Below are 25,798 nucleotides of genomic sequence, written 5' to 3' on the forward strand. Positions count from 1 at the left end.
GATCATTGTCATCCCTTTTTATGAACGATGCTCCCTTATCTCCCCAGCAAGCCGGTAAAAAAGCGATGGATCTCCTGAACGAACGGGTCTGCCCTGGAACCATGTGTCAATAACCCCCGGGGACAAGAGGTGGGCGAGCATACGCATCTCCCTCAGACTGTACTGACCGGGAGATGTCGGGCTGTCAATGTAGCAATAGGTATAAAGTGAACCAAAGAGGGGGAGAAGAGGTCGTGCATACCTGCAGACCATCCCGGTCACGCTCACAATGAGTGGTTTAGGTGCAGTGTTGGTGAACTGAAGCAGGGTTAGAAGATCTGCGGTGTCTTGTGGCTGTACTGCAATCTTGGGAATATCACCAAATGACCTGAGTTCCTTGTACAGGGTCATCAGGTTTTCAGGTGATAACATCTCATTACGGTGACAGGAAGCGATGGTTGTAATCCCCATCTCCTTGAGTCGTGGTGCATGCTCTTTGAATCTGATTTCAACATCAACCATTGTGACAAATGAAAGAAAAGGTGTTATCCTCTCTATCCATCCATCAGGATCACCTGCAAAGGCCCCCCCCTCTGCACTTGATCTGAGTGTCAGGATGATTGGTTTTTTAAATGAATTAGTGAGCAGGTCCAGTTGTTTCTCAATGGGTTCCGTGATGAGATCCAATCTTATTTCTACGGCATCTGCCTCTTTGATCTGTTCAGATTCAAATTGACGTGGACTTGAAAGAGAAACAACGGTCTGGATAATTGTAGTATTTTCATCTGCCATTATGCCCTCCCGACAATGCTCACCCCTGAAAAGCGGGTGGACGGAAGGATGAGAGATCCCATTGTTCGTGTCTCTTCAGAGCAGCCCTCAATATTTTTGAGCATCTCAAAAACATTGCCTGAAAGCATTCCGGTTTTTATAGGTGTACTCAAACTACCTCCTGATATATGATAAGGACCGGAGAGTTCGACCGAGAAGTCACCTGACATCGGGTTCGCAGTATGAGCTCCGATAAGATCATGGATGTAAACCGCATCTTTCTCCATGACGTTCATGGTCGGACCTGAAAGGATCAGATTATGGTTGCCGATGCCGGGTGCCCCGTTCATACCTGTTCTGACACCATGACCTGTGGGTTTAACACCATACCTATAGGCAGTCTTGAGGTCATAGGCAAATGATGAGAGAATTCCCTGGTCTATGAATGATGTTTTTTGAACAGGCATCCCTTCGCCATCCCAGTAACAGTTTGCGGCGCCCCTGGGATCAAAGGGATCATCAATAAGGGAGAATCTCCTGTCCATCACTTCTGTTCCCATTTTATCAGCAAAAAATGACCTGCCTGTATGAACATTTCTCCCTGATAATGCAGGAATAAAGGTGGCATCCAGCAAGTGTGAGAGGGCAGTTGGTGAGAGGACAATGTCATATGTACCGGTTTCTATCTCTTCTCCGTCTTTGCCGGTGGCTGCAAAGAAGGCTGCCTGTTCTCCAACATATTCAGGCTTTGCTGCCTTCAGACTCCATGAAGAATCATATTCAAACCCGGTTGACTGATCAGCAATCATCTCCAGTGAGAGACTTACATGCGTCTCTTCAGTTTCGTACCACAGACCAGTACTGTTTGCAATAAGATGGGATGCCTGGGAGAGTGAGACACCTCCACCGGTCACTTCAGCATCGAAGTTACCTGCTCCATCAAGCATCCGGGTGATGAGATCCCGTGCTATTGCCGGATCAGCTTTGACAGCAGAATCATATGCGAGCGGTTCTTTGGGAAGAGGAGCAGGTCCTGGTAGTCCCTTCCAATCCACGGAATCTGAAAAAACAGCACTGGCAATTGCGGCATCAAGACACTTTTGCCAGGCATCCTGGTTATCAGTTGAAGATATTCCTATCTTTCCATCCTTTATGGTTCTGATAACGAGCCCGGATCCCTCTGAAATTGTACCAATCTCGATCTGCTTTCGCTTGAGGTCTGCTGAAAGGGCATGGCCTGTGCCCATGCATATCTCAACCTCATCGACACGCTTCTCTGCCGCTTTCAGAATTTTCTCAACTGACATCGCATCCTCCAACGATAGCATCCCTTAGCAACAGATGTGGGGCTCCGTCAGTAACCGGAACAGTCTGTCCACCTTTACCGCAGTATCCCGGGTGAAGTTCCCGGTCATTTCCTACTAATTCTACTGCGTGAAGGGTTGAGAGGATCTCTCCAGAAAGGGAAACATCCCGAACCATTGAGGTGCATTCACCTCCTTCAACAAGGTACCCGTACTCGGCATTGAACTGGAACATACCCCTGCCTGGATCGACCTGCCCTCCACGAGATCCTTTAAGCAGAATACCATCTTTGCATGATTCCAGGATCTCCTCGTATGAGGCTTCACCATTCTCAACAAAGGTGTTACTCATCCGGACAATGGGGATTTCACCTGCCATGCCACGGCAGTGTCCCGAAATCCCATCACCAACTCTGGCCAGGGTCTCTTTTGAATGGAGATATGAATTCATAACCCCGCCTTTGATGATCTCGGTTCGGCTGGTTGCTGAACCTTCATCGTCCATCGGGCAGAATCCGAATTCAACAAGTGAAGGATCATCTACAATTGTTATTACCGGTGTTCCGATTGTCTGCCCTATCTTTCCTATCAGAACTGAATTCCCTTCTCTGACAAGATCGCCCTCTGCAGCATGGCCCACGGCCTCATGAGCAAACACACCCCCAAGTTCAGGGTCAAGGATTGCATGCATTTTTCCTCCTTTAGCCGGTTTTGCATCCAGAAGAGAATTTGCCCGGTGTGCTGATTCACGGGCAAGGTCCTGACGGTGTCTGATATTCAGACCCCTGATGGTATGATCTCTCTCATATCCCATCTGGACCACTCCTCCACGACTTGCAACCGCCAGAACAGAGAAACCACACCGGCAAAGTTCATACCTGTACTCATTACCTGAAGAATCGATAAAGTGAATCTCCTCGGCTTTCTCGATGTACGTTACTCTCCGGCTTACGATATTCTCTCCTGCAGCTGCCTTCTCAAGGTCCTGGAGAATTGCAACTTTTTCTTCAATCCCAACATTTCTGGGATCTTCGCCGGTTTTTGGGATACCATGTATCTTTGAGGGAACAGATGCAATATCAACCCGCTCGTTGGTTATCAGCGAGGCTGTCATCGCCTCAGCCACCAATTTTCGGCTGCAATCCTCTGTTCCTATCTTGTCACCTGAAACCGAGAGCACACCCCATCCGAGATCTCCTAGTGCCCGAATGGTTGCTTTATCGTAAAAAGAGGTACCTGCCTGTTCAACCCTACCGTTGTCGATATCAATCTGGGTTACTTCGCCCTTTACCCTCCTGATATCGTAATATCGTGGCTCTGAAGGCATCAGATAACCGTCCGTGGGACTGGTATCTCTGAACCAAGGATTGACTTGGTGGTTGCATGGGTTATCGATTTTATCCGGTGAAGGAAGGTATCACGGTCTTCTGGAACAAGGGCTATATCGAGAACCTCTTCGATAGAAGTGACTGGAATGATCTCAACCATTGACTTGTACTCCTCCTCGATGAGAACATCCTCAAGGTTTGCCTTTGGAATGATGATCTTTTTAATTCCTGCCTTTGCAGCAGCTTCTATCTTGTAAGTCACACCACCAATGGGCAATACATCTCCCCGAACTGAAAGTGAGCCGGTCATTGCGATATCCTGGCGTACCGGAATCTGTTCAAGGGCACTGATTGCTGCAGTTGCAACAGTGACTGAAGCAGAGTCTCCCTCTACCCCCTGGTATGTTCCGATAAACTGGATATGGATATCGATATTTCTGATATCCTTTCCAGTAAACCGTTTTAGAATTGCCCCAACGTTCTTTATTGACTCCTGGGCAATCTCCTTCAGCAAACCGGTTGCTATGATCTCTCCGCCATCACCCTGGGCCGGAGTGATCGCTGCCATGATTGGAAGGACTGAACCTGCATCGCTTCCCATAACTGCAAGTCCGTTTACTCTTCCGATCTGGGTTCCTTCAACAACCGCAAGATCATACTCCCTTGTTCTCTTGATTACCTGTGCAGAAATCTGGTCCTCAATCGAGCGGGCAGTCTTCTTAGCCTCAATGACATGTACACGGGTTGTCAGTTCAGAAGATTCCTGACGTGCCAGGTCACCGGCGACCCTGATAAGCCCGCCCATGTCACGCAGACGCAAGGTAAGGTGTCCTTTCCTGTTCGACCGTCTTCTGGCCTCATGGAGAACCTCCTCAATAGCACTCCTGTCAAAATGTGGGATCATACCATCGTTCTTGATCTCCTGAGCGATGAACCTGATAAATTTCTCCTGGTTTTCAGGATTGTCAGGCATCGTGTCTTCCATGTAGACTTCGTACCCATTACCCCTGATACGAGATCTGAGTGCCGGATGCATTCCTTCGATTGCATCAAGGTTTCCAGCTGCAACCATCACAAAGTCACATGGAACCGGCTCGGTTCTGACCATCGCTCCTGATGATCGCTCGCTCTGACCGGTGATTGAGAATTCTCCCTCCTGCATGGCGGTCAGAAGACTCTGCTGGGCAGCAAGACCGAGGGTGTTTATCTCATCAATAAAGAGAACTCCTTTGTGTGCCCGGTGAATAGCTCCTGCCTCTACCCTGTCATGAGCCGGGGTTTCAAGCCCCCCTGACTGGAAGGGATCGTGCCTGACATCGCCGAGCAGAGCACCTGCATGCGAACCGGTAGCATCAACAAACGGCGCCGTAGTCGTCTTGTCATGGGAAACAAGAAGTTTTGGAACCATCTGCTCTTCACGTGGGGTGGCATATCTGAGCGCCATGAACACAAATGCTGCTGCGATGATTCCCATCAGCCACTGGTATGTGATGAAAGAATATCCGATGATACCGAGCATCAGAATCATGATGAGGGTGTTACGCAGCTGTGCCTTTTTTCTGGCTTCAGTCTTATGGGCTGTAACAATCTCCTTTCCACGACCAGATTTCACCGTTCGGATGATTGGTTCATTGGAATCCTCTGAGTTCGGGTACACGAGGATATCCTGCATCTCTTCCTTTGGCAGGAGTTCTGCCATTGCTTTTGCAAGCATTGATTTGCCGGTACCCGGCGTTCCGATCATCATTACGTGCCGACGCTGTATGGCAGCTTTTCTGATGACCTCAACAGCATGATCCTGGCCGATAACCTGATCGATAAGACTCTCTGGGACCTGAATTATCCGAGAGGTTCCATCATCGACTACTGGAGTGGAATCTTCTGTTTTATTCTGCTGACCTGCCTCTTCCTGCGCAGGTATTGCGGATTGGGCATCTGCAGACTCCGGGTTCTGCTGACCTGCATCCGTTACCTGGGGCTCCGACAAATCTCTCTTATCTTCCGGAATATTGATATTTTGCGGCTTATTATCCTCGGGATCCATTATAGCGTGTACACCTGCATAGCGATTAATCAGTATTCAATCAGGGACAATTGTTTAAGTACTTTCAGCAAAAGTATAAGCCAGCATGAAGATCATCAGCACCCGGCGGTCCCAGGTCCTTGCCGGCAGAATAGCAGATTTCCTGCAAAAACCGCTGGTAGATGTCAGATGGACGAGGTTCCCTGATGGAGAAATCTATCTTCGTACTGATGAGATTTCGAATCAGATGGTGATCGTTGGCAGTCTTGTAGAAAGTGATGATCTCATAGAACTGCTTCTGCTCACAGATGTGTGTAATGGATCAGAGATCACGCTTGTTCTTCCATATATGGGATATGCCCGGCAGGACAAACAATTCAATCCAGGTGAACCATTATCGGCCAGGATCATTGCCAGAACTCTTGGTTCTGGCGTCAATAGGGTAATCACTATCAACCTTCACGAAAAGACGATCATTCCATACTTTGGGGTACCTACCACTGATCTCTCTCTTGCAGGAGTGATGACAGCAGCCATAAAGAATTTCTCATATAAATCCCCCCTGATTCTTGGACCTGATATCGGGGCTGCAAACCTTGCGCATGATATTGGAGCAGCCGGAGGCTGGGAGTCTGATCATCTCCACAAAGTCAGATTATCAGGTGTAGAAGTCAGGATTGAACCTAAAGAAATCCCGGTAAAAGGAAGAGATGTTGTAATCGTTGATGATATCATCTCAACCGGAGGCACCCAGGCAACCGCAGCCGCCATGCTTCTAGACCAGGGAGCTGCTTCTATATGTACCGTCTGTGTGCATGGTGTTCTTGCATCCGGAGCGTACACTCACCTGAAAAGCGTAGGGATAAATCAGATCATCAGCAGTGATACTATCGAAAGTGCCTGTAGTGGTTACTCTGCAGCCAGGACTATTGTCAATGCTCTCAACAGATAATATTGAAACAACCTCTGATTCTTCCGGTTCATCAGAACCTGAATCCGGCCGGACTGTTCTAGTTCTTGATACCTCGGCCTTTTTTCTCTCTATCCCCCTGGAGGGTATTTTACTGACTGTTCCCCGGGTGGAATCAGAACTTAAGGACCTGCGTGGAAAAGCAAGGTTTTCAGTTTTGCTCGATGAGGGAATGGAAATAAGGCCTCCACTTCAGAAATCACTGAAAGCTGCCAGGGAAGCAGCAGGGAAGTGTGGGGATATACGCGTTCTTTCTGAGACAGATACTGATCTGATTGCTCTCGCTTTGGAGGTAAAAGGAACATTGGTATCTGATGATTTTGCTGTACAGAACACCGCTCTATTACTTGGAATTCCCGTGCGTTCAATCATCCAGCGCGAAGCGGGTCCAAGGGTCTGGCAACTCAGATGTACTGGATGTGGCAAGTATTTTGATCAGGTCCCGACAAAAGCCGGTGACTGTCCGATCTGTGGTTCAGCATTAAAACGAAAGAATAAATAGCTCCCCGGAGATTTCTTTCAAGATGTCTACGATCGAAGATCTCATTCAGAAGGCACGTCACTTGAGAAGTGAAGGCCACAGCCCTGGTCAGATCGCGGACGAACTTTCCCTTTCCATGGAGACTGTGACCTGGCTCTTAACTCAGGAGAAAGGTGCCTCAACTCCGAAAGATGTCCATATCGATTGGACGAGTGTGAGTGGTGATGCGGTTCTGCTTCATGAAAGTAGCATGATGCTCATGTCCAGATACCGTATGATGCAGCCGGAAGGGCCAAGCCCGACAGCATTAGTCGGTATATCGATATCCGGAATTCCTCTGGCAACACTTATGGCAGCATCAGAAGGGAGTCGTCTTGCAATTTATCATCCATCTAAGCATAGCGCTGCTGAAACACCGATGGGTTCCATGAGTGGAAATTTCGGGATAACTCCCGGTGATACGTGTGTGGTTGTGGATGATGTTATCACAACAGGGGAAACCCTTCGTGAGGTTGTGGCATATTTAAAAAGCCACGGCGCAACCCCTCTTGCATGTTGTGTCCTCTTTGATAAGCGCGGAATCAGGGAAATTGAGGGAGTCCCGGTCTATAGCCTCTTCAGAATTTCCCGAATAGATTAATCCCCTCTTCTTTTTCCCGCGAATGCGGAATATATATATAGAACTTTAAATCCACCTGTATTCATACGGAGGATACTCTATGCTTGCGCAACAGCCTGTAATAATCTTACGAGAAAATGTAGAGCGGACGCACGGATATGAGGCGCAGCGCTCAAATATAGCGGCCGCAAAGGCACTCGCCGAGGCTGTCAGATCTACCCTTGGTCCCCGGGGTATGGATAAGATGCTCATTGATGGAACCGGGGATATTACCATCACCAACGACGGAATTACAATTCTGGATGAGATCTCAGTTCAACACCCCGGTGCCAAGATGGTCATTGAGGTTTCCCGGACTCAGGATGAAGAGGTTGGGGATGGAACAACAACAGCAGTGGTGATCGTCGGGTCCCTGATGGAGCAGGCCGAAATCCTTCTGAATAAAAAGATACACCCGACTGTTATCTGCCGTGGATATCGGATGGGAATGACAAAGGCTCTTGAGATCCTTGAGGGCATGGCAACGACTGTAGATCCTTTCAACAAAGAGATTCTTTCCTCAATTGTGCAGACCGCTATCACCGGAAAATCCATTGAGAACGTCAAAGAGAAGATCAGTGAGATTGCAGTAGGGGCAGTCACGGCAGTAGCAGAGAAGAACGGGAAAAAGGTCACTGTTGATGAAGACGACGTTCAGATCAAATCACATAAGGGTTCATCAATGGATGATGCTGAGCTGATTTGTGGTGTCGTTCTTGAAAAGACCCGTGTCAACCAGGCAATGCCAAAGACCATTAAGAATGCAAAAGTTGCCCTTGTGTCCAGTCCGCTTGAGATAAAAAAGACTGAAGTCAAGGCCAAGATCAAGATCAACAGTACTGAGCAGGTTGAAGCATTTGGTCAACAGGAACGGGAAGCTCTCAAGGCAATGGCAGATGCTGTCATTTCAACAGGAGCAAATGTTCTCCTCTGCCAGAAGGGAATTGCAGATGCAGCCCAGTACTTCCTCGCCAAGGCCGGAGTTATGGCAATTGAAGATGTTCCAGAAAAGGACATGAAATTTGCCGCCCGTGCATTGAATGCAACAATTGTCAACAAGGCAGATGATCTGACCAAGTCCATGCTTGGGTCTGCTGCAGGCGCAGAAGAGATTGAGGACACCGAGATGACCAAGATCTACGGCTCCAAGAATCCGAAGACTGTAACTATCCTTCTGCGGGGAACCACCACGTACCTGGTTGATGAACTTGAACGTGCAATGGTGGATGCTACCCGGGTCGTCATGGATACCATGGAAGACGGGAAGTATGTACCCGGTGGCGCAGCCATTGAGACTGAGCTTGTTGTGAAACTCCGTGAGTATGCAGCAACAGTCGGTGGCAGAGAACAGATTGCAATCGAGTCTTATGCTGATGCCTTTTCAATCATTCCAATTACCCTTGCAGAAAACTCTGGTATGAACTCGATTGATAAACTTGTTGAACTCAAGGCAGCTCATGCATCAGGCAAGAAGAACTATGGTCTGAATGTCTTTACTGGTAAGGCAGTTGATATGCTTGGTGAGGGAGTTATCGAACCGCTCCGTTGCAAGCGCCAGACTATTCAATCTTCAGCTGAGGCCGTTGAGATGCTTCTCCGTGTTGATGACATGATGGTATCACGCAATGATGCGCCTGGTCCAGGTATGTAAAAACCCCTTCTTTTTCTCTCGCATGATTAGGCTAATCCGATATCATTAAACCTGAATTGGATCCACATATGTTGCCATAAATGCCGAGGTAGTCTAGCCCGGGAAGGCGGTGGTCTCGAAAACCACTGGTGTTTCACCTCGGGAGTTCAAATCTCCCCCTCGGCGCTTTTCTGATATATCGTATTACAGTTTTAATTCTCGTTTAAATCAGGTATCAATCAGGTATCTAGATAAGCATGTCTGTGTAAATTTTCTGATGTTGTAATAGATCAGAATTAGTTTATTTATTATACTGATTAAAAAAGCCCTGGTTAATACATGGATTTATTTTCAATACTCGTTTGGTTTTGTCTTGTATCAGCATGTATAACCTATGGTCTCGGATTTTTTGTATTATCTAAAAATTCTTCCTCTCCTGTTAACCGTCTCTTCTTTGCAGTTATGCTTGGAGCGTCTTACTGGGCAGTAGGGGAATTTTTGATCTGGCACGTAAACAGTTATGAAGGGTCATGGTTCTGGCTGAAAGCAAGTTCATTCTGGACCCTGGTTATCGCCACGACTGTACATTTCTCACTTACTTTTACTAGTCACTGGCTTTCGAAACGGGAACATATCCTGAAGATTATCCTTCTGATCTATCTTCCATCCCTGTTTTTTGCAGCTCTTGGGATCTGTACAAATTCGACCTACATAATGTTGCATGCAGGAACCGGGTATCAATATTCTCCTGTTTATGGAAGTGTTGCATTTCAGATTGAATCCATATATTTTCTGTTCTTAATGCTCAGTGCACTATATTTCTGTGTCCAGTCCTGGATTCGATCACATAAAGAGCGGGTTCGAAGGCAGTGTGCCCTTGTAAGTACAGGGTTTCTCCTCATCATAGGCCTGGGTTCCCAGTCTGCTTTTTATCTGCCAAGAAATGGTATCATCCTTCCAAATCTTGTCTTTATTGGTATTGTTCTCTTTTCGTTCATAATTGCATACACAATACTGCGATACGGTCTGTTTACCTTAGGTCCAGAAGCAGTAGCATCCAATATCATTAGCACGATGCCGGATGGACTCGTTCTGACAGATATGAATGGATTGATTATATCTGGGAATTCTGCATCAGCAAAACTATTCCGCCTGAAACCCGGGCATATGGAAGGACTTCATGTAACATCCTGTATCTCTGTTGATGAGTTTTCCAGGATAACCCAGTTAGTATCAGAATCAGGCACACTTTCCGATTATGAATGTAATCTTAAGGGTTCTGAAGTTCCAGTTAGTATCGCCAGTTCTCTGGTCAGGGATCCTGAAGGTGACCCCGCGGGCATAATCCTTATATTACGAGATATTACTGCCAGAAAATCTGCAGAAAGAGCATTAGAGATTGCTAACGAGAAGGTCACTCTGCTAAGCAGACTTACGAGGCATGATTTGAGTAATCTGGTTACTTCCTTGCTAGGTTATCTGACCCTCATTAGAGAGGATGGCAGAGCTACAATAGATAACCCTCATTTTATAGCATGTATCGATCTCGCGGAGAAAATTTCTCAGCATCTTCAGTTCTCCCATGAGTATCATATGGTTGGTTCTCATGATCCAGTGTGGATTCACCTTCCTCATGCTATTCAGGCAGCCAGTCATGATCTTGCAACTGGGTCTGTTCAGATTTCAATGAATCTTCCCGAGGTTATGATCTATGCCGATCCCTTGTTTCGAAAAGTCATATACAACCTGTTTGAAAATGCAATCCGTCATGGGAACTCTATAACCGGAATTCTGATCTCATCCCTACAAAGCAAGAATGGTGATCTTGAACTTTTTATTGAGGACGACGGGGATGGAATCAGGGAAGATGAGAAAGAACTGATCTTTTATCACGGGTATGGAAAAAATTCAGGTCTTGGGCTTACTATGGTACGTGAAATCCTGTCCGTCACTGGAATTAGTATCACTGAAACTGGAATTTTTGGGCAGGGAGCACGGTTTAAACTCATCATTCCCTCTGACTATTGGAAGACAGATAAACCTGATTAATAAGGCAAGTGAAATAGATACCTCCTGAACTAATTTCTTCCTGATAACTAAAGAATGGAAGAAGTACGTAATTCAAAGACGAATAGATTTTATTTATAAACTCCCTATATTCAACACAGCCGGGTTTTTACTGGGGGGATATAATATGGGAGGATTCGTTCGACTTATTTTTCTTATCTGTTTTGTTAGTATTATTTCAGGAGTTTCGCTTGCAGACAGTTCTTCTATAGTAAGTGAAAATGGGCATCAGTCAGTGATAGCTGATTTCAGGGCTGGATCTTTATCGGGTGCCGTACCTGTGGCTGTTCAATTCAATGATGTCAGCCTCGGATCACCTGATGAATGGTACTGGGATTTTGGTGATGGTACACATGATACCGGGCAGAATCCCCTCCATATCTATACAAGTCCCGGTATCTATTCTGTCTCGCTCAGTGTTACGGGCCCAGCAGGCTCTGACATGAAGACCAGACTTGGGTACATAAAAGTGTCCGAGGCACTGGCATCACCCGTTTCCAAGAAACCGGTTCAGACCATAAGCCCTAAAATGTTGTCATTCCCTACTTTAACTCCCACTAATACTCCAACCGAACTTTTAACCCCGTTGACAACAGAATCTCCGGTTTTAACTCCAGATACCGGGACGTCAGAAACCCATCTTCTGGAGCTGTTAACTCCTGGGATCCTTGCTGACTTTACGCCGTCTGTCACTGGTGGACTTGCCCCACTTGCTGTCCGGTTTACTGATAATTCTTCGGGAAGCCCTAGTAGTTGGTCTTGGGATTTCGGTGATGGAACATCATCAGATCTTGCCTCACCTGAACATGTATACACACTCCCTGGAAAATACAAAGTCCGGTTGACTGTTAAAGGGAACCAGGGTTCAAATACAACGGAACATGTGGAACCGATAGAGGTTGCACTTATGCCTGAAGCATCAATCAAAGCTCAACCAAAAACCGGTTCAGCACCACTTATGGTTGCATTCACCGATAATTCCACAGGAAGGATCAATTCATGGCTCTGGACGTTCGGTGATGGTACTAGTTCTTATGAACAGAATCCTGTTCATACGTATAACCGGGCTGGGGTATATGATGTCTCGCTCACCATTTCGGGTCCGGATGGCGGTGCAAATGCTGCGATACCTGCAATGGTCACTGTCACTGACCTTATTGAGCCACCCGTGGCTATTATATCTACAGATACATCTGTTGGTGATGCCCCTCTTCTGGTCAGGTTTACTGACACTTCTACCGGTGATGTCACTACAAGAACATGGGATTTCGGTGATGGGAACAGCGGAGCAGAGTCTGATCTAACTCACACATTCTCAAAACCAGGGACGTACACGACCAGACTTACCATCAAGGGACCTGCGGGAGAGAGTCATACTGAAAAGGTCATTACCGTGAATGAACCGGTATCTGTGCCGAAAGCAGGTTTCTCAACTGATGCCGTATCCGGAGTTGCCCCTCTAGTTGTCTCATTCATGGATATGTCATCTGGCAGTATCACATCCTATAACTGGGCTTTTGGTGACGGTGGTAGTTCTCAAGAAACGAACCCAATTCACACGTACTCCTCTTCTGGTTCATACCTGGCAGTTCTAACGGTCAGTGGTCCCGGTGGTTCAAGTCACTCAGAAAAAGGAATCATTGTGAGTGAACCTGTTGTAGCCCCGGTCTCGTCATTTAGTACTGATATAAGTGACGGAGTCGCTCCTTTGAGTGTTTCGTTTACTGATGGCTCTACGGGTAATATCAGTTCCTGGAGCTGGTCATTTGGTGATGGCATTAGTTCGGTTGATAAGAACCCTGTACACACCTATCCCTCTCCCGGTTCATACCAGGTGGTCCTAACGGTCAGTGGTTCCGGTGGTTCAAGTCACTCTGAAAAAGGGATTATTGTAAGTGAACCTGCGGTGGTCCCTGTCTCGCTATTCAGTACTGATGTAAGTGACGGAGTCGCTCCTTTGAGTGTTTCGTTTACTGATGCTTCTACGGGCAATATCAGTTCCTGGTGCTGGTCATTTGGTGATGGCATCAGTTCGGGTGACAAGAACCTTGTGCACATCTATCCCTCTCCCGGTTCATACCAGGCGGTCCTAACGGTCAGTGGTCCCGGTGGTTCAAGCCACTCAGAAAAAGGAATTATTGTAAGTGAACCTGCGGTGGCCCCGGTCTCGTCATTTAGTACTGATGTAAGTGACGGAGTCGCTCCTTTGAGAGTTTCGTTTACTGATGCCTCTTCGGGTAATATCAGTTCCTGGAACTGGTCATTTGGTGATGGCATCAGTTCGACTGACAAGAACCCGGTACATACCTATTCCTCTCCCGGTTCATACCAGGCGGTCCTAACGGTAAGAGGTCCCGGTGGTTCAAGCCACTCAGAAAAAGGAATTATTGTAAGTGAACCCATAACTCCGGTCCCAACCCCATTGATAACCCCTGTCCCTCTGGTAACTAGTACTACACCTAATATATCAGAACAACACGAGCCTCTTGTCACACCGGCTCCGGTTGCAAAGAAAAAATCAGTTGCAAAGTTCAGGACCGCAAATAATGAAGGTTCTGCCCCATTAACTGTACGTTTCCATGATAGTTCTGTAGGTGAAATATCTTCGTGGAAATGGGACTTTGGCGATGGAACTGGAGCATCAGATCAGAATCCCTCACATACCTATACAAAACCAGGAAATTATGCAGCTTCTCTGACAATTACCACTCCGGAGGGTTCTCAGAAATCTGATCTCTCTATGATATTGGTAACTTCATCGACATCAATGCCGAAGGCTGTCATCACTGCTGACCCTGGATATGGAAATGCACCACTCACCATATCGTTCTCAGATGCTTCCACTGGAACTGTTTCCACGCGGACCTGGAATTTTGGCGATGGTGCAACTTCCTCTGATCTGAATCCTGTTCATACATACCAGAATCCTGGCATCTATACTGTATCATTAATTGTTAAAGGGCCGGCAGGAGAGAGCAGAACTGATGAGCAGATCGTCGTCAGCCTCAAACCAGAACCTACCCCATCTATAATTGATGAATCACCAACCCCTGCCCTTATTGTCCCGCACTCCGACAATGAAGTGCCTGAAACTCAGCCCGTTGAACTAAGCACTGTCAATCCACAGATTACTGAAATCCCGGTTACTCCTGAAATCATCCCAACAAAAATTCAGGAAAAGCCAGAACCAGTATCCGAGTCTCACGGTATCCTTATTACCACTGACAGGACCGTTGGATCTGCTCCGTTGACTGTGTCGTTTACCAGTAATTCAGCTATGAAAGCAGATCGATATGAGTGGCTCTTTGGTGATGGGTCCAGTTCAGAAGAGGAACATCCCACTCACACATATGATAAACCAGGAACATATGATCTCACCCTCCTCCTTGATGGTCCGGATGGTCAGGGAAGGAAGGTCCTTCCTGCATATATTACAGTAACTGAACCTGTATCCATGAGGTCTGAACAACCTATTATACCAACACCAATTTTACAGGCGACTTCCACGCCGAATATTCCTTCGGGGCCAACTGCAGCAATATCTGCAGATATAATAAATGGAACTGCTCCATTGAAAGTTTCATTCCAGGCAGTTCCTACCGGAAAAATTGATGGATATGCCTGGGATTTCGGTGATGGTGGAACATCATACGAACAAAATCCGATGTATACCTATGGTACTGCAGGAAATTATTCGGTAAAACTAGTGGTAGCCGGAGAGAATGGGTCAGATGAGATACGTCTGAAAAATACTATAACCGTCCTTGAAGGGATGAAGACTCCTGTCTGTGGTTTTACAGCAACACCTGTTAGTGGATATGCTCCGCTGAATGTATCATTCTCTGATACATCATCAGGTTCCATAGATCAGTATGAGTGGAGTCTGGGAGATGGCACAAGTTCATCGGAAAAGAACCCATCACATTTGTATTCCGAGCCTGGTGTATACACTGTAGGATTACAGGTCTCCGGGCAGGCTGGCAATGCAGCTGAGATAAAGAAAGATCTGATCACTGTTGATAATGTTCCTGCAGCACCTGTCGCCAGGTTCAAGTCTGATAAACGGAGTGGAACGGCTCCCCTTGAGATCCATTTCCAGGATCTTTCATCAGGTGTTGTAACCGGATGGAATTGGGATCTTGGTGACGGTACTATTAGCGAAGAAAAAGATCCTGTTATGACCTATACTCGGGCTGGTGTCTATGCAGTAACACAGACAGTTACCGGTCCGGGAGGAAAGGATGTAGCAGTACGGAGAGGATACATCACCGTATCTGAGCCTCAAATCCCTCCAATAGCAGTTATTTATGCAGAACCTGTAGGGGGCTCTGCCCCACTGACCGTAAAGTTCCTTGATATGTCAACCGGTCTTGTAACCGGATGGAACTGGGATCTTGGTGATGGATCCATATCGACAAACAAAAACCCGACCCACATCTATCAGTCTGAAGGAACCTACTCTGTAAATTTGCATGTCTCTGGACCTGATGGAGAGAACAGTACAACGACGGTGATCCGGGTCTCTCCACATGAAAAAGCCAGTGAAATACTTGAATTGAAAAATCAGACTGTAGATTCGCCATCAATTCCACCTGTATCTTCAGGTACGGTTATGAATGAGTCTTTTTCAAATGTGACTAAAGAAGATCAGGATCTTACACCTTCAGGCAGTGAAAAGCCGGTTGCGGCTTTCTCTCTCTCTGGAAGGAGCGGGAAGAGTCCGCTTACCATAACCTTCCACGATCGGTCAAGTGGTCATATCACAGGATGGGAATGGGTTTTTGGTGATGGAGAGACATCTGACCTCAAAGAGCCCACTCACACGTATGAGCAACCAGGTGTTTACACTGTTGCTCTTGCAGTGACTGGTCCAGACGGGACATCACAGAAACGGATTCGTGAAGCAGTCCAGGTATTTTAAGTCAAAATATTTCCTGGCACGGGAAATAAACAGGAAGATTAGTCCTGTTCAAATCCATTCTTTTCTTCTGAAATATAGGAGCATGGTAGCACTTACCATTGACATCACCAATAACACTGCAGGGTATCCGTATGGGCTCGTGAGTTCAGGCATGTATTCAAAATTCATACCGTATATGCCGGCAATGAATGTGAGGGGAATAAAAATGTTAGCGATGATGGTGAGCACTTTCATGATCTCATTGGTGTTGTTTGAGATCTTTGAAAGGTAGATCTCCATAAGACCCTCTGCCATTTCCCGGTATACATCAACATCTTCCGCAATTTTTATCGTATGATCATAGACATCGCGAAGATAGAGATGTGTTGTATTTTTGATCAGAAGTGAATCTGTCCTCTCAAGTCTGGTAATCAGTTCACGAAGTGACCAGATTTTTCTTCTAAACCATATTAGATCACGCCTGAAATCCTGCACGTGATTGATGGTATCTTTGCCCGGATTATTCACGATCTCATCTTCAAGATCCTCAACCCGCTCTTCTAGGTCTTCGAGAACAAAAAAATATCCGTCAACTATTGTATCAATGATGGTATATGCCAGATAGTCAATTCCGTTTGTCCTAAAACGACTGGTAGATCGTTTTATCCTGTTTTCGATATTAGGAAACATCCCGATTGAGTTACTACAGGTAATCAGGATGTTGTTTGTTAAAATCAGGCTCACCTGCTCTTCATGCATTTCATCTTCTGACCTCTGAAAATGCGTCATAACGATGAAGAGGTACTCATCAAACTCTTCAATCTTGGATCGTGTCCTGGTGTTGAGAATATCTTCAGTTACCAGCGGATGGATAGAGAAAGAATTCAAAACTTGTTCGATGAGAGCTACATCACGCAGTCCGGTTATTGAGATCCAGGCATTGCTTCCTTGTTGAATGTTGGTGGTAAGTTCCTCTGGAGATACCTGTTCAAACCCTGAAATATTCTGATCTGAATAGACAAGCAGATGAATCGTTGTTTCTTTCGGTGCCTCGTCGCCGATATATATCGGTGTTCCGGGTGGCATGCCGGTTTTACGCGAAATATTCTGCTCAAAGTGCATAATTTCAGGAGCCCTGTGGGGAGATTACCTTCCTGACTAAAAAAGTGTTGTTATTCTGACTGGCGGTTTCGCTTGTCAGGGAAGAGTTCATCAAAACTCTGTTCGTCTGGTTCAATAACCTTAATACCCTTGAATCTGCCGGTCCTCATGCCTATGTAGTAGATGATCATCGGAATAAGTATTGCAGGTATCGAGAGATAGAGAGAGCCTCTCAGATCCTCGTTGAAAGCAAGGATAACAAGTGCGAATATTTCAAGGATAATTCCTATGAAAAGTGGCATCCATGGAGAGAGTGGGGATGGACTTTCAATTTCTTCTTTTGTGTATCCACGCTGGTATACTCTCCGTCTGAAAGAAATCTGAGCCCAACAGATTGATATCCAACAGATTGCACCGGTGAATGCAGAGACCGAGAGAAGCCACACGTAGAGTTCGTTCTCACCGTTTGAGAACCACCATAACCCAAGCACTGCCCAGCAGATAACCAGGGTAAAGAGAGTGGCATACATTGGGGTACAATGCTTGTTAAGTTTAGCAAAGGTCTTTGGTGCCATTCCTTCAAGTGAAAGGCCATAGAGTGCACGAACTGCTCCGTAAAATCCTGAGTTGGCACAGGAAAACGCAGCAGTAAGCACGATAAATGAGAGGATTCCTGCAACCTCCGTGAATCCGTACTTAGCAAGTGCCATGGAAAAGACACTGTCCTGAAGATTTGCTTCAGAGTAAGGAAGAATCATAACCAGAAGGAGAATAGGTATGATATCTACACGGAGAATGCGGTATACAACATTTCTGCATGCCCTGGGAACCACTTTCTTTGGATTCTGTGTTTCAGAAGCTGCAAGACCGACGATCTCAGAGCCCTGGAAGTTAACCAGAATGAGGGCCATGTTGGCAAGAAGGATCATGAATCCTGCTGGAAATATTGCATCTGTCCAGGTAAATCCCGGTGGGAAGAGAACACTGAACCCTACTGCGGTTCCTGTACCGGCAAGACCAATGACAATGAGACCTGCTACGATACAAAACGCCACATTATGTATGATCTTTATAAGGGCAAGGGTACTTTCAACAAATCCAAACCCGCCTACATGTATCAGGTTTAAAATTGTTATCAGAATTAAGAACACAATCGCCCAGATAATTACCGGAACCCCATCAAAGAAAACATGCATAATAATTCCGCCTGCTACCGCTTCAGATGGGATATATGCACACCAGTTGAACCAGTAACTCCATCCTGTTCCAACCGCCCAGGTCGGTGATATGAATTCTGCTGAGTAACTTATGAAATTTCCATGACGTGGAACATTTACCAACAGTTCAGCAAAAGACTGCATCACTGTGTAAATTACTAACCCGCCTATAAAATAGAGAAAAATGACACTGGGTCCCATCTGGCTGATGAGATACCCTGAACCAAGGTAATAACTGGAACCAATAATGCCCCCGATCGCAATAAGACTTGCCATCCAGGGTCTTATTCCCCGGTTTAACCCCACTCTCCTTCCTGCAGGAGGCACTGGATTTTCTATAGTAGTATGTGCACAATTGCACTGTCCTTCACAAGAGTGTGAATTCTCATCACTATGCGAAGGCACTACCATCTCTCCATTGATAATTTCCCGTGATATTACATAGATTTGCTAAAAATCCTTTCATAATCGTCCTCGTATATCCTCTTTGAGTGTAATTACGCCCCAAAAAGTCTCCCTCTCTAATTAAAACAATTTCTATTAGGAATCGGCAGAAAATTAGGGGCTATTTTCATTTAATCCGCAATTTTTCAGGAATATTTTAAAAAAATTTAAAAATAGAGTTTAATTTTTTTTAAAAAATATTTTAAAAAATGGAGGTTATAATCCAGGGTCAGAGTTGTCTAATCCATCGCGCATGATTTTTTAAGTTCAATACTGATCAATTTTCAAAATAAAAATTTCATGACCCTGATTGAGTACTTGATACAAATTCAGATATTTTTAGATTATATAAAAATCCACTATTGCTATCAAGCACTTGTGTTTTGATCGATGTGAGTATCTCCTTTGCCAACATACTCATATATACAATTGAGTCCTGTTTCTCATAGGACGATCTGAAGGAGAGTTGTAAGAGTGATTTCACTCCGTTTTTACCGCATATATGATATTGGAAGGGAGATTGATCTCGATCAGCTCGAACGTGAACTTGCACGAAGTTACTTTACTGCCAGGGCCAGTTTTCTACGGGTCAATCCGAAATCCATTATGATGGAAGACCCCCCGCTCATGCTCAAAATGCATGAAGTGAGCGTTGAGCGTCAGGGTTATACGTTTAACCTGCATGTCATCGCCCGTTTATATGATATTGGGGCAATAAGTCTCTGTTTTTTGTATGACGATCCAGAGGCACCTTCATCTGCTCTTGAGGATACGGCTCTACTCTTTGCGGGACATGAAGGATTGTCTGATCTCTTTGGCACGTATCTAAAGAATCTGGGTGAGATTCTTGGGCCACATATCAAAAATATCTCGATCCAATCTGATTTCTTTGAAGACTATACGATCTATGTCACCGATCGTATTGACAAAAGTATTGATCCTGCAGTCCTCCTCAGTGGAGAGAGAACTCAGTTTTCATCACAGATGCGGGAGGAGATCGTCAGAAACACGCACAGTTACACTGCTGATGATATTGCTATCCTCTCGTATGACTCAGCGCTTCTTTGCAATCCTGAAAATCCAACAGACCTCATAGATCTCATTGAGTTTGCAAATGTGCAGGTACTAGAACTCAGATATTATGACCGGGTTCTCAACCGTCAGATGGAGAAGATGTATGATGATATTGAGCAGGCAGACCGGATGTCACGTTTTCGCAGGATGCGGCAATACCATCATATTATGTCCCAGTTGATGGAGACCTATGCTGAGATATCGGAAATAACAGAAAAAGTGAACAACCTGATCAAAGTCACGGAAGATGTCTATTATGCCAGGGTGTATGCCACTGTCCTTAAAGTGATGCGAAGCAGCCAGTGGAGTGACAGTGTGGACCGAAAAATTAAGGTCATTCACGAAAACTACTCGATGCTTTCTGAAGAGGTCAGAATTCAACACTCAAATTTCCTTGAATGGGTGGTTATTATTCTCATTGCCATGGAATGTGTTCTTGGTCTTTTGAGAAGTATAGAATAAGAATTGATACACTGTTACTTTCTCCAGAAAGAAGTCTTCTTATCGGTTCATTCTGCACACGTATAGGTATACAATGCCTGGAATAATTGAAGCCGTGGATCTCAGGAAAGAATATGGGTCCCTTACTGCAGTTGACGGTATCAGTTTTTCGGTAAAAAAAGGAGAACTATTTGGATTCCTAGGTCCAAACGGGGCCGGAAAAACCACAACTATGAAGATTTGCGAGTGTGTCTCTCCCAGAACTGCAGGTTCTCTGCATATCTTCTCCATGGATCCTGATCTTGCGGGAAGGGAGATTCGTAGCCGCCTTGGTGTAGTTCCTCAGGAAACCAACCTCGACAATGAGTTGACTGTTGCAGAAAATCTGCAAATTTATGCGTCATTTTTTAATATCTCACCTGTTGAGGCCCGTATAAGAACCGAAGACCTTCTGGATTTTTTCGAACTTACAGCCAAGCGAGACACACTCATTGAACAACTATCAGGGGGTATGAAACGGCGACTGCTTTTGGCACGTGCCATGATCAATCATCCTGAGATCCTGATTCTTGACGAACCAACGATTGGACTGGATCCCCAGGCACGTCACCACATCTGGGAACGCTTGCAGCAGATCCGTTCTCAGGGAAACACGATAGTTATTACAACCCATTATCTGGATGAAGCTGAAAGGCTCTGTGACCGGCTGGTGATTATGGATCACGGGAAGATCCTGGTTGAAGGTTCGCCAAGAGATCTGATTGATACTCATATTGGGATGGATATCGTGGAGGTTGAACATACACCTGAAGTAGTCAACTGCCTGAACTCGCTTGGAATTATCTTCGAGTCCGTTAGTGAAACAATTCAAATCAGGACTAAAACCCCTCGACAGGTTGCAGATCAGATCCTTTCAGAGTGCCAGGGCGTCAGGGTTGTTACAAGACCGGCAAGTCTTGAGGATGTATTTTTAATGCTTACTGGAAGGAGGCTTCGTGAATGACCCGGACCAATTATAACCTGGTAATGTTTCTTCGCAATTCATATCATGTGTGGTTCCGAAATCTACTGGTCTTTCGGAAGAATATCAGAGTAAACTTCCTCCCACCTTTTGTTGAACCTCTTCTTTACCTGGGGGCTATTGGATTTGGTATCGGTACTTATGTAGGAGAGGTTGATGGGATCTCGTTTGTCCGCTTTATTGCTCCCGCAATCCTTGCAGCTTCTGTTATGAATGCCTCATTTTTCGAATGTGCATACGGAACCTATGTCAGGATGTATTATGGGAAGGCTTTTGAAGCAATGATGGCTACTCCGATACGTTTGCGGGAGATTGTTATTGGTGAGATCTTTTGGGGAGCAACCCGGGGACTCATATCAGCTGCCGCTATTCTTTTGATCTTATCTCTTCTGGGTCTTGCTGATCTTCCCCAGAGTTTGGTTATCCTTCCTCTTGCTTTTTTGGCAGGATTCCTTTTCTCAGCGATTGCAGCATGTTTCTCAGCAGTTACACCTTCTATTGATACTTTAAGTTATCCATCGCTTCTCTATATTGCCCCGATGTTTCTTTTTAGCGGAACATTCTTTCCACTCAGTCTTCTTCCAGAGCCATTGCAGATTTTTGCATTTGTTGCTCTTCCGCTAACACATGTTGTCACTCTTACCCGGGGAATCATGGTTGGCGGAGCTATGCCGTTCTGGCCTGTCAATATTGCATGGATCATCGCAGGAATTGTGGTTGCCACATGTATTGCAGTCAGGCTTTTTGACCGCAGGTTAATCATTTAAAAAAAAATAGACGATGAGTTAGATTTTGAGCCCTGATTGGTATGAGAATGCTTTTTGGAAGGTTCTCATATCTCCTGCTACTTCTGTTTTGTCTTTCCACTGGTTTGTAGCAGAAACGTTGGTCTGATTATCCCTCGCCTCCATGATAGAACCACCAAATGTAGTTCTTACTATACCGTCAGCGCTTAAATATCCGGAATTTGTATCCGGGCTGATAGCCACCTGGTAATTCAGTCCGGCTGGCACCAGATCTTCACCAACCATCCGGAGATTACCGGATTCTGATATCTGGGCATGGTTTACATTCATAAAGGAGGTCTTTGACTGAACTGTATTACAGAATGCAGGGAGCCAGGCGAGGTCTTTGGCTGCATACACACACCGGATTAAGTCATCATCAGCTGGTTTGTATGATCCTGCAATATTCAGGAGATAACTCTCCTCGCCGAGCATGTGTGATCCATTGGTCGTATCATATGTCAGAATTTTCTGGGTCTGAATATTGTATGTATTTACAGCCTGGTTCTTAGAATCAAAATCAAAGTTCTTGTTTATGGCAAGTTTTCCCCCATTGGTCAGGAGATTATCTGACCAGGAAGTCTCCCCGATAACATCACCGGGATTTGTGATATGCTTTGTAATTGAATACTCCTGGCTATCAGCTGATGCTATTGTGATGGCAACAAGAGATACAAGGATAATACTTATTATTGTTCTCATGGATAATCTCAAATTGGGTTTCTGTTTTATAGGAGGCTGCAATATCTGATTACCATTGATAATATACAGCAATAGTGAGTACATGTCATGCCTTCATATTGAAGGCCTTTCTCTTTACTGTTCAAAAAAAAATGTGATTGATCTGTGATTCAATTCTACCATACAATTGTATGAATTTCCCTTTTTTTCTGATTACCATATGACCGGTCGCTGCTCTGGCGTCCGATAGAGGCTATTGTCAGGCCTGATTGATGGAAATGCTTCGTAAAACTCAGGAATATTAAATGATGGGCCATTTGCTCTAAACTTCACCCATGGATGAGGGTTAGTATATGAATCACTTCTGAGGTACTCATCTCTGGCAACTCCACTCCAGATCCGGACAAAAGAGAAAAAGACCTTTTGTTCCGGAGTAATATTGTCAGTACCTGACATCTTTGATACATCCTTTCCGTTCTTTTCCCAGGCATGAAAAGCCAGGGTCAAACCTCCGAAATCAGCAATATTTTCACCAAGTGTGAGATTTCCATTCACAAATACCCCGGGAATCACTTCGAAGTGATTATATTGATCAACTATGATATTTGCCTGCTTTTGGAATTTTGCTGAATCATCTGCATTCCACCAGTCACGAAGGTTTCCATCTTTATCAAAAAGGCGACCCTGGTCATCAAAGCCATGTGTCATCTCATGACCAATAACAGCTCCGATTCCTCCATAATTTATTGAATCATCAGCATCAGGGTCAAAGAAAGGTGGTTGTAATATTGCAGCCGGAAATACGATCTCATTGAGAGTTGGATTGTAATATGCATTCACTGTCTGAGGTGACATCAGCCATGCAGTTCTGTCAACTGGTTTACCAATCTTATCCAATCCGTTTGGCCCATGTATTTTTGAAAACTTTCCAGCATTTAGTACATTCAAAACATACGAATCTGATAGGCTTAAGTTAGAATAATTGAGCCATACATTCGGATATCCTATCTTTTCCTCTATGGCATCCAGTTTCTCTATTGCAGCCTGCTTTGTCGAATCACTCATCCAGGTCAGGTTGACGATCCTCTCTCTAAGCGTTTCCCGGATGGAATGGGATATTTTTCGTGCTTTTTCACGCTCCTCCGCGTTAAAATACATCTCAACATATTTTTTTCCTACCTCATCCTGAATTGCAGAATTTACAACTGTGAGGACACGTTTCCATCTAGGTTCTTGAGATTCGATACCATTCAAGATATGGCTGTAAAAATCAAAGTTCTCTTCCTCAAACGGTTCTGAAAGATAGGGTGATAACGAATCAACAAGTTTGTAAAGTAAAAAAATCTTCCAATCTTCGAGAGAAACTGAATCAACCATCTGATCAAATTTCTCTATTACAGTACGTTGGTGTAGGTTTATCTTATCAGAATATCCAGAACCATTGATGGCCGCAAGAGTCTCCCATTCGATATTCGGGTACTCTGACTGAAGGTCAGACCATGGAATAATGTGGGTAGTATTAATAGGATCCCTGTTTTCAACGGTTGTATAATGAGATGAGGCCATCTCCTTTTCAATATTATATATTGTCCCGGCATACTCTTTGGCATCTGATTCAGAATAATTGAGAAGAAGGAAGACATTTTTTATATGATTCTTATATGCTTCCTGAATAGAAACCGTCTCTGAATCATTTCTGAAGTAGTAATCCCGTTCAGGTAGCCCAATCCCACCCTGTTCTACCTGTGGTATCATCCAGGTAGAGTTGGTTGGATCCTGGTCAGCATAATATGAAAAGAATGGATCAATACCATACTCTATTAGATGTGAAGAGACATTGAAGAGATCATGCTTTGTGGAAATTGAATTAATTAAAGCAATTTCTCCAGCAATCGGGGTGATGGACTGGTTATTTATGGTTTCAGTGTCCATACCGCTTGAATAAAATTTTCCAATCAGGGTTTCTTTTCCAGATGTGTAGTTCGATGCTTCATTATCAAAAAGAATATGCAACTGATCTTCTGTTTTATCATTCACCTCTGTGAAAGTTGTGTACGAACTCTTGTTTGTTGGGAGTGGATGTTCTTTTATCCATGCAGTATTTACGTAATTGAAAAGGTCATCACCGGGTTCGATACTGGTATTTAGAATAAATGTATCTGATGGTGGTGTCAAGTTAGCACTTCCTGTCTGGAATAAACAGAATCCGAGAATAATAAATTGAATCATCCAGAATTTTTTCATAACAATGTACCATAATCTAATTCGCAGGTGAGACTAATACAATGTTCAATAGAGTTTGGTTTTCCTGATCTTCTATCATAGGTTATTTTAGATCTTGTTTATGGTCTGCTTTGCCGAAATGTTATTAGGAATAAAACCGAATTCCCGGGTACACATTATGACCACTATATCTTCAGCTGTATATTATCGATTTGTGTTAGTATTCATCGTGAGTTGTATTCTTGTTACAAACCAGACGATTTCTGCCTCAGTGTTTCTCATGAATGGTACTGAAATTTCACAGGATCAGATCCCTGATATCATAAATACAACTGTTCAGGGACTGATTAAAAATCCGTCCCCTCTTATTTTTTTCTATGATTATGAGTGCCAGTCATGCCAGCAGGCTCTTGACTCTGTCAGGTATTTTGAGAAACGTAACCCGAATGCCAGAATCACGTATTATGATCTTGGTGATTCACAAAAAAACCGCAGTATGTTCCTTCAATATAAGAGTAATTTTAATACCACAAAAATAAGATATCCTGCCATATTTTCCGGTGAAATAGTTATCTCCGGAAGTAGTGATATCATCCATCACATTGAATTGTTTGCCAAAGGATACAGGAAGTAGTGCTTAGATATAATCAGAGAAACATTTGTGTCTCTACACTTTCCGATGTACAATTCCTAAAGCAGA

At 44.8% G+C, this 25,798-nt stretch carries 18 protein-coding genes and 1 tRNA gene; 11 read left to right on the forward strand and 8 right to left on the reverse strand.

What is annotated here, in order from left to right; genetic code table 11:
- Positions 1-18 precede the first annotated feature (18 nt).
- From DK846_RS00875 to lonB, 4 genes are read right to left on the reverse strand one after another with little or no spacing between them, the layout of a single operon-like run.
- Complete coding sequence (locus tag DK846_RS00875) at positions 19-771, reverse strand: type I 3-dehydroquinate dehydratase (protein WP_109967036.1); 753 nt, start codon at positions 769-771, stop codon at positions 19-21.
- On the reverse strand, positions 771-2,057 hold the full coding sequence (locus DK846_RS00880; protein ID WP_181391562.1) for a TldD/PmbA family protein: 1,287 nt from the start codon (positions 2,055-2,057) through the stop codon (positions 771-773). Before DK846_RS00880 ends, DK846_RS00875 begins: the two co-directional genes overlap by 1 nt.
- Positions 2,047-3,381, reverse strand: a complete 1,335-nt coding sequence (locus DK846_RS00885; protein ID WP_109967038.1) for a TldD/PmbA family protein — start codon at positions 3,379-3,381, stop codon at positions 2,047-2,049. The genes DK846_RS00880 and DK846_RS00885 overlap by 11 nt, the downstream gene beginning before the upstream one ends.
- On the reverse strand, positions 3,381-5,426 hold the full coding sequence (gene lonB, locus DK846_RS00890; protein WP_245926419.1) for an ATP-dependent protease LonB: 2,046 nt from the start codon (positions 5,424-5,426) through the stop codon (positions 3,381-3,383). Before lonB ends, DK846_RS00885 begins: the two co-directional genes overlap by 1 nt.
- An 85-nt stretch (positions 5,427-5,511) precedes the next feature.
- On the opposite strand from lonB, the gene DK846_RS00895 reads away from it, so the two are divergent.
- The 7 genes from DK846_RS00895 to DK846_RS17940 all read left to right on the forward strand — a co-directional run bounded on the left by DK846_RS00895 (position 5,512) and on the right by DK846_RS17940 (position 16,132).
- Positions 5,512-6,357 carry a ribose-phosphate diphosphokinase gene (locus DK846_RS00895; protein ID WP_109967039.1) on the forward strand — a complete coding sequence of 282 codons (846 nt, stop codon included), beginning with the start codon at positions 5,512-5,514 and terminating at the stop codon, positions 6,355-6,357.
- Positions 6,341-6,877, forward strand: a complete 537-nt coding sequence (locus DK846_RS00900; RefSeq protein ID WP_109967040.1) for an NOB1 family endonuclease — start codon at positions 6,341-6,343, stop codon at positions 6,875-6,877. Before DK846_RS00895 ends, DK846_RS00900 begins: the two co-directional genes overlap by 17 nt.
- A gap of 22 nt (positions 6,878-6,899) precedes the next feature.
- Positions 6,900-7,496, forward strand: coding sequence for an orotate phosphoribosyltransferase-like protein (locus tag DK846_RS00905; RefSeq protein WP_109967041.1), 597 nt, complete (start codon positions 6,900-6,902; stop codon positions 7,494-7,496).
- 79 nt (positions 7,497-7,575) lie between these two features.
- A complete protein-coding gene (gene thsA / locus DK846_RS00910; protein WP_109967042.1) occupies positions 7,576-9,165 on the forward strand; it encodes a thermosome subunit alpha in 1,590 nt (529 codons plus the stop codon).
- A gap of 82 nt (positions 9,166-9,247) precedes the next feature.
- Positions 9,248-9,330, forward strand: a tRNA-Ser gene (locus tag DK846_RS00915).
- 153 nt (positions 9,331-9,483) lie between these two features.
- Complete coding sequence (locus DK846_RS00920) at positions 9,484-11,193, forward strand: histidine kinase N-terminal 7TM domain-containing protein (RefSeq protein ID WP_109967043.1); 1,710 nt, start codon at positions 9,484-9,486, stop codon at positions 11,191-11,193.
- 145 nt (positions 11,194-11,338) lie between these two features.
- Complete coding sequence (locus tag DK846_RS17940) at positions 11,339-16,132, forward strand: PKD domain-containing protein (RefSeq protein ID WP_109967044.1); 4,794 nt, start codon at positions 11,339-11,341, stop codon at positions 16,130-16,132.
- Positions 16,133-16,180: 48 nt separating this feature from the next.
- On the opposite strand, the gene corA is transcribed toward DK846_RS17940, so the two are convergent.
- Positions 16,181-17,233 (reverse strand): magnesium/cobalt transporter CorA, encoded by a 1,053-nt coding sequence (corA, locus tag DK846_RS00930; protein WP_109967045.1) that lies wholly within the window; start codon positions 17,231-17,233, stop codon positions 16,181-16,183.
- A 50-nt stretch (positions 17,234-17,283) separates the two neighbouring features.
- Positions 17,284-18,840 (reverse strand): amino acid permease, encoded by a 1,557-nt coding sequence (locus tag DK846_RS00935; RefSeq protein ID WP_109967046.1) that lies wholly within the window; start codon positions 18,838-18,840, stop codon positions 17,284-17,286.
- Positions 18,841-19,347: 507 nt separating this feature from the next.
- On the opposite strand from DK846_RS00935, the gene DK846_RS00940 reads away from it, so the two are divergent.
- From DK846_RS00940 to DK846_RS00950, 3 genes are all read left to right on the forward strand, one after another.
- Positions 19,348-20,409: an RMD1 family protein gene (locus tag DK846_RS00940; protein WP_109967047.1), complete on the forward strand. Its 1,062-nt coding sequence runs from the start codon at positions 19,348-19,350 to the stop codon at positions 20,407-20,409.
- Between the two features lie 73 nt (positions 20,410-20,482).
- Positions 20,483-21,391, forward strand: coding sequence for an ABC transporter ATP-binding protein (locus tag DK846_RS00945; protein ID WP_109967048.1), 909 nt, complete (start codon positions 20,483-20,485; stop codon positions 21,389-21,391).
- Positions 21,388-22,176, forward strand: coding sequence for an ABC transporter permease (locus tag DK846_RS00950; RefSeq protein WP_109967049.1), 789 nt, complete (start codon positions 21,388-21,390; stop codon positions 22,174-22,176). The genes DK846_RS00945 and DK846_RS00950 overlap by 4 nt, the downstream gene beginning before the upstream one ends.
- A gap of 18 nt (positions 22,177-22,194) precedes the next feature.
- Here the strand turns inward: DK846_RS00950 and DK846_RS00955 are convergent, their stop codons facing one another.
- Both DK846_RS00955 and DK846_RS00960 read right to left on the reverse strand, forming a co-directional pair.
- Positions 22,195-22,896 carry a hypothetical protein gene (locus DK846_RS00955; protein ID WP_109967050.1) on the reverse strand — a complete coding sequence of 234 codons (702 nt, stop codon included), beginning with the start codon at positions 22,894-22,896 and terminating at the stop codon, positions 22,195-22,197.
- A gap of 192 nt (positions 22,897-23,088) precedes the next feature.
- Complete coding sequence (locus DK846_RS00960; RefSeq protein WP_109967051.1) at positions 23,089-25,119, reverse strand: M13 family metallopeptidase; 2,031 nt, start codon at positions 25,117-25,119, stop codon at positions 23,089-23,091.
- Between the two features lie 157 nt (positions 25,120-25,276).
- Between DK846_RS00960 and DK846_RS00965 the strand changes: the two genes are divergently transcribed.
- Positions 25,277-25,732: a hypothetical protein gene (locus DK846_RS00965; protein WP_146201089.1), complete on the forward strand. Its 456-nt coding sequence runs from the start codon at positions 25,277-25,279 to the stop codon at positions 25,730-25,732.
- Positions 25,733-25,798 lie beyond the last annotated feature (66 nt).

The sequence above is a fragment of the Methanospirillum lacunae genome (assembly GCF_003173355.1).
GTDB classification, from domain to species: domain Archaea; phylum Halobacteriota; class Methanomicrobia; order Methanomicrobiales; family Methanospirillaceae; genus Methanospirillum; species Methanospirillum lacunae.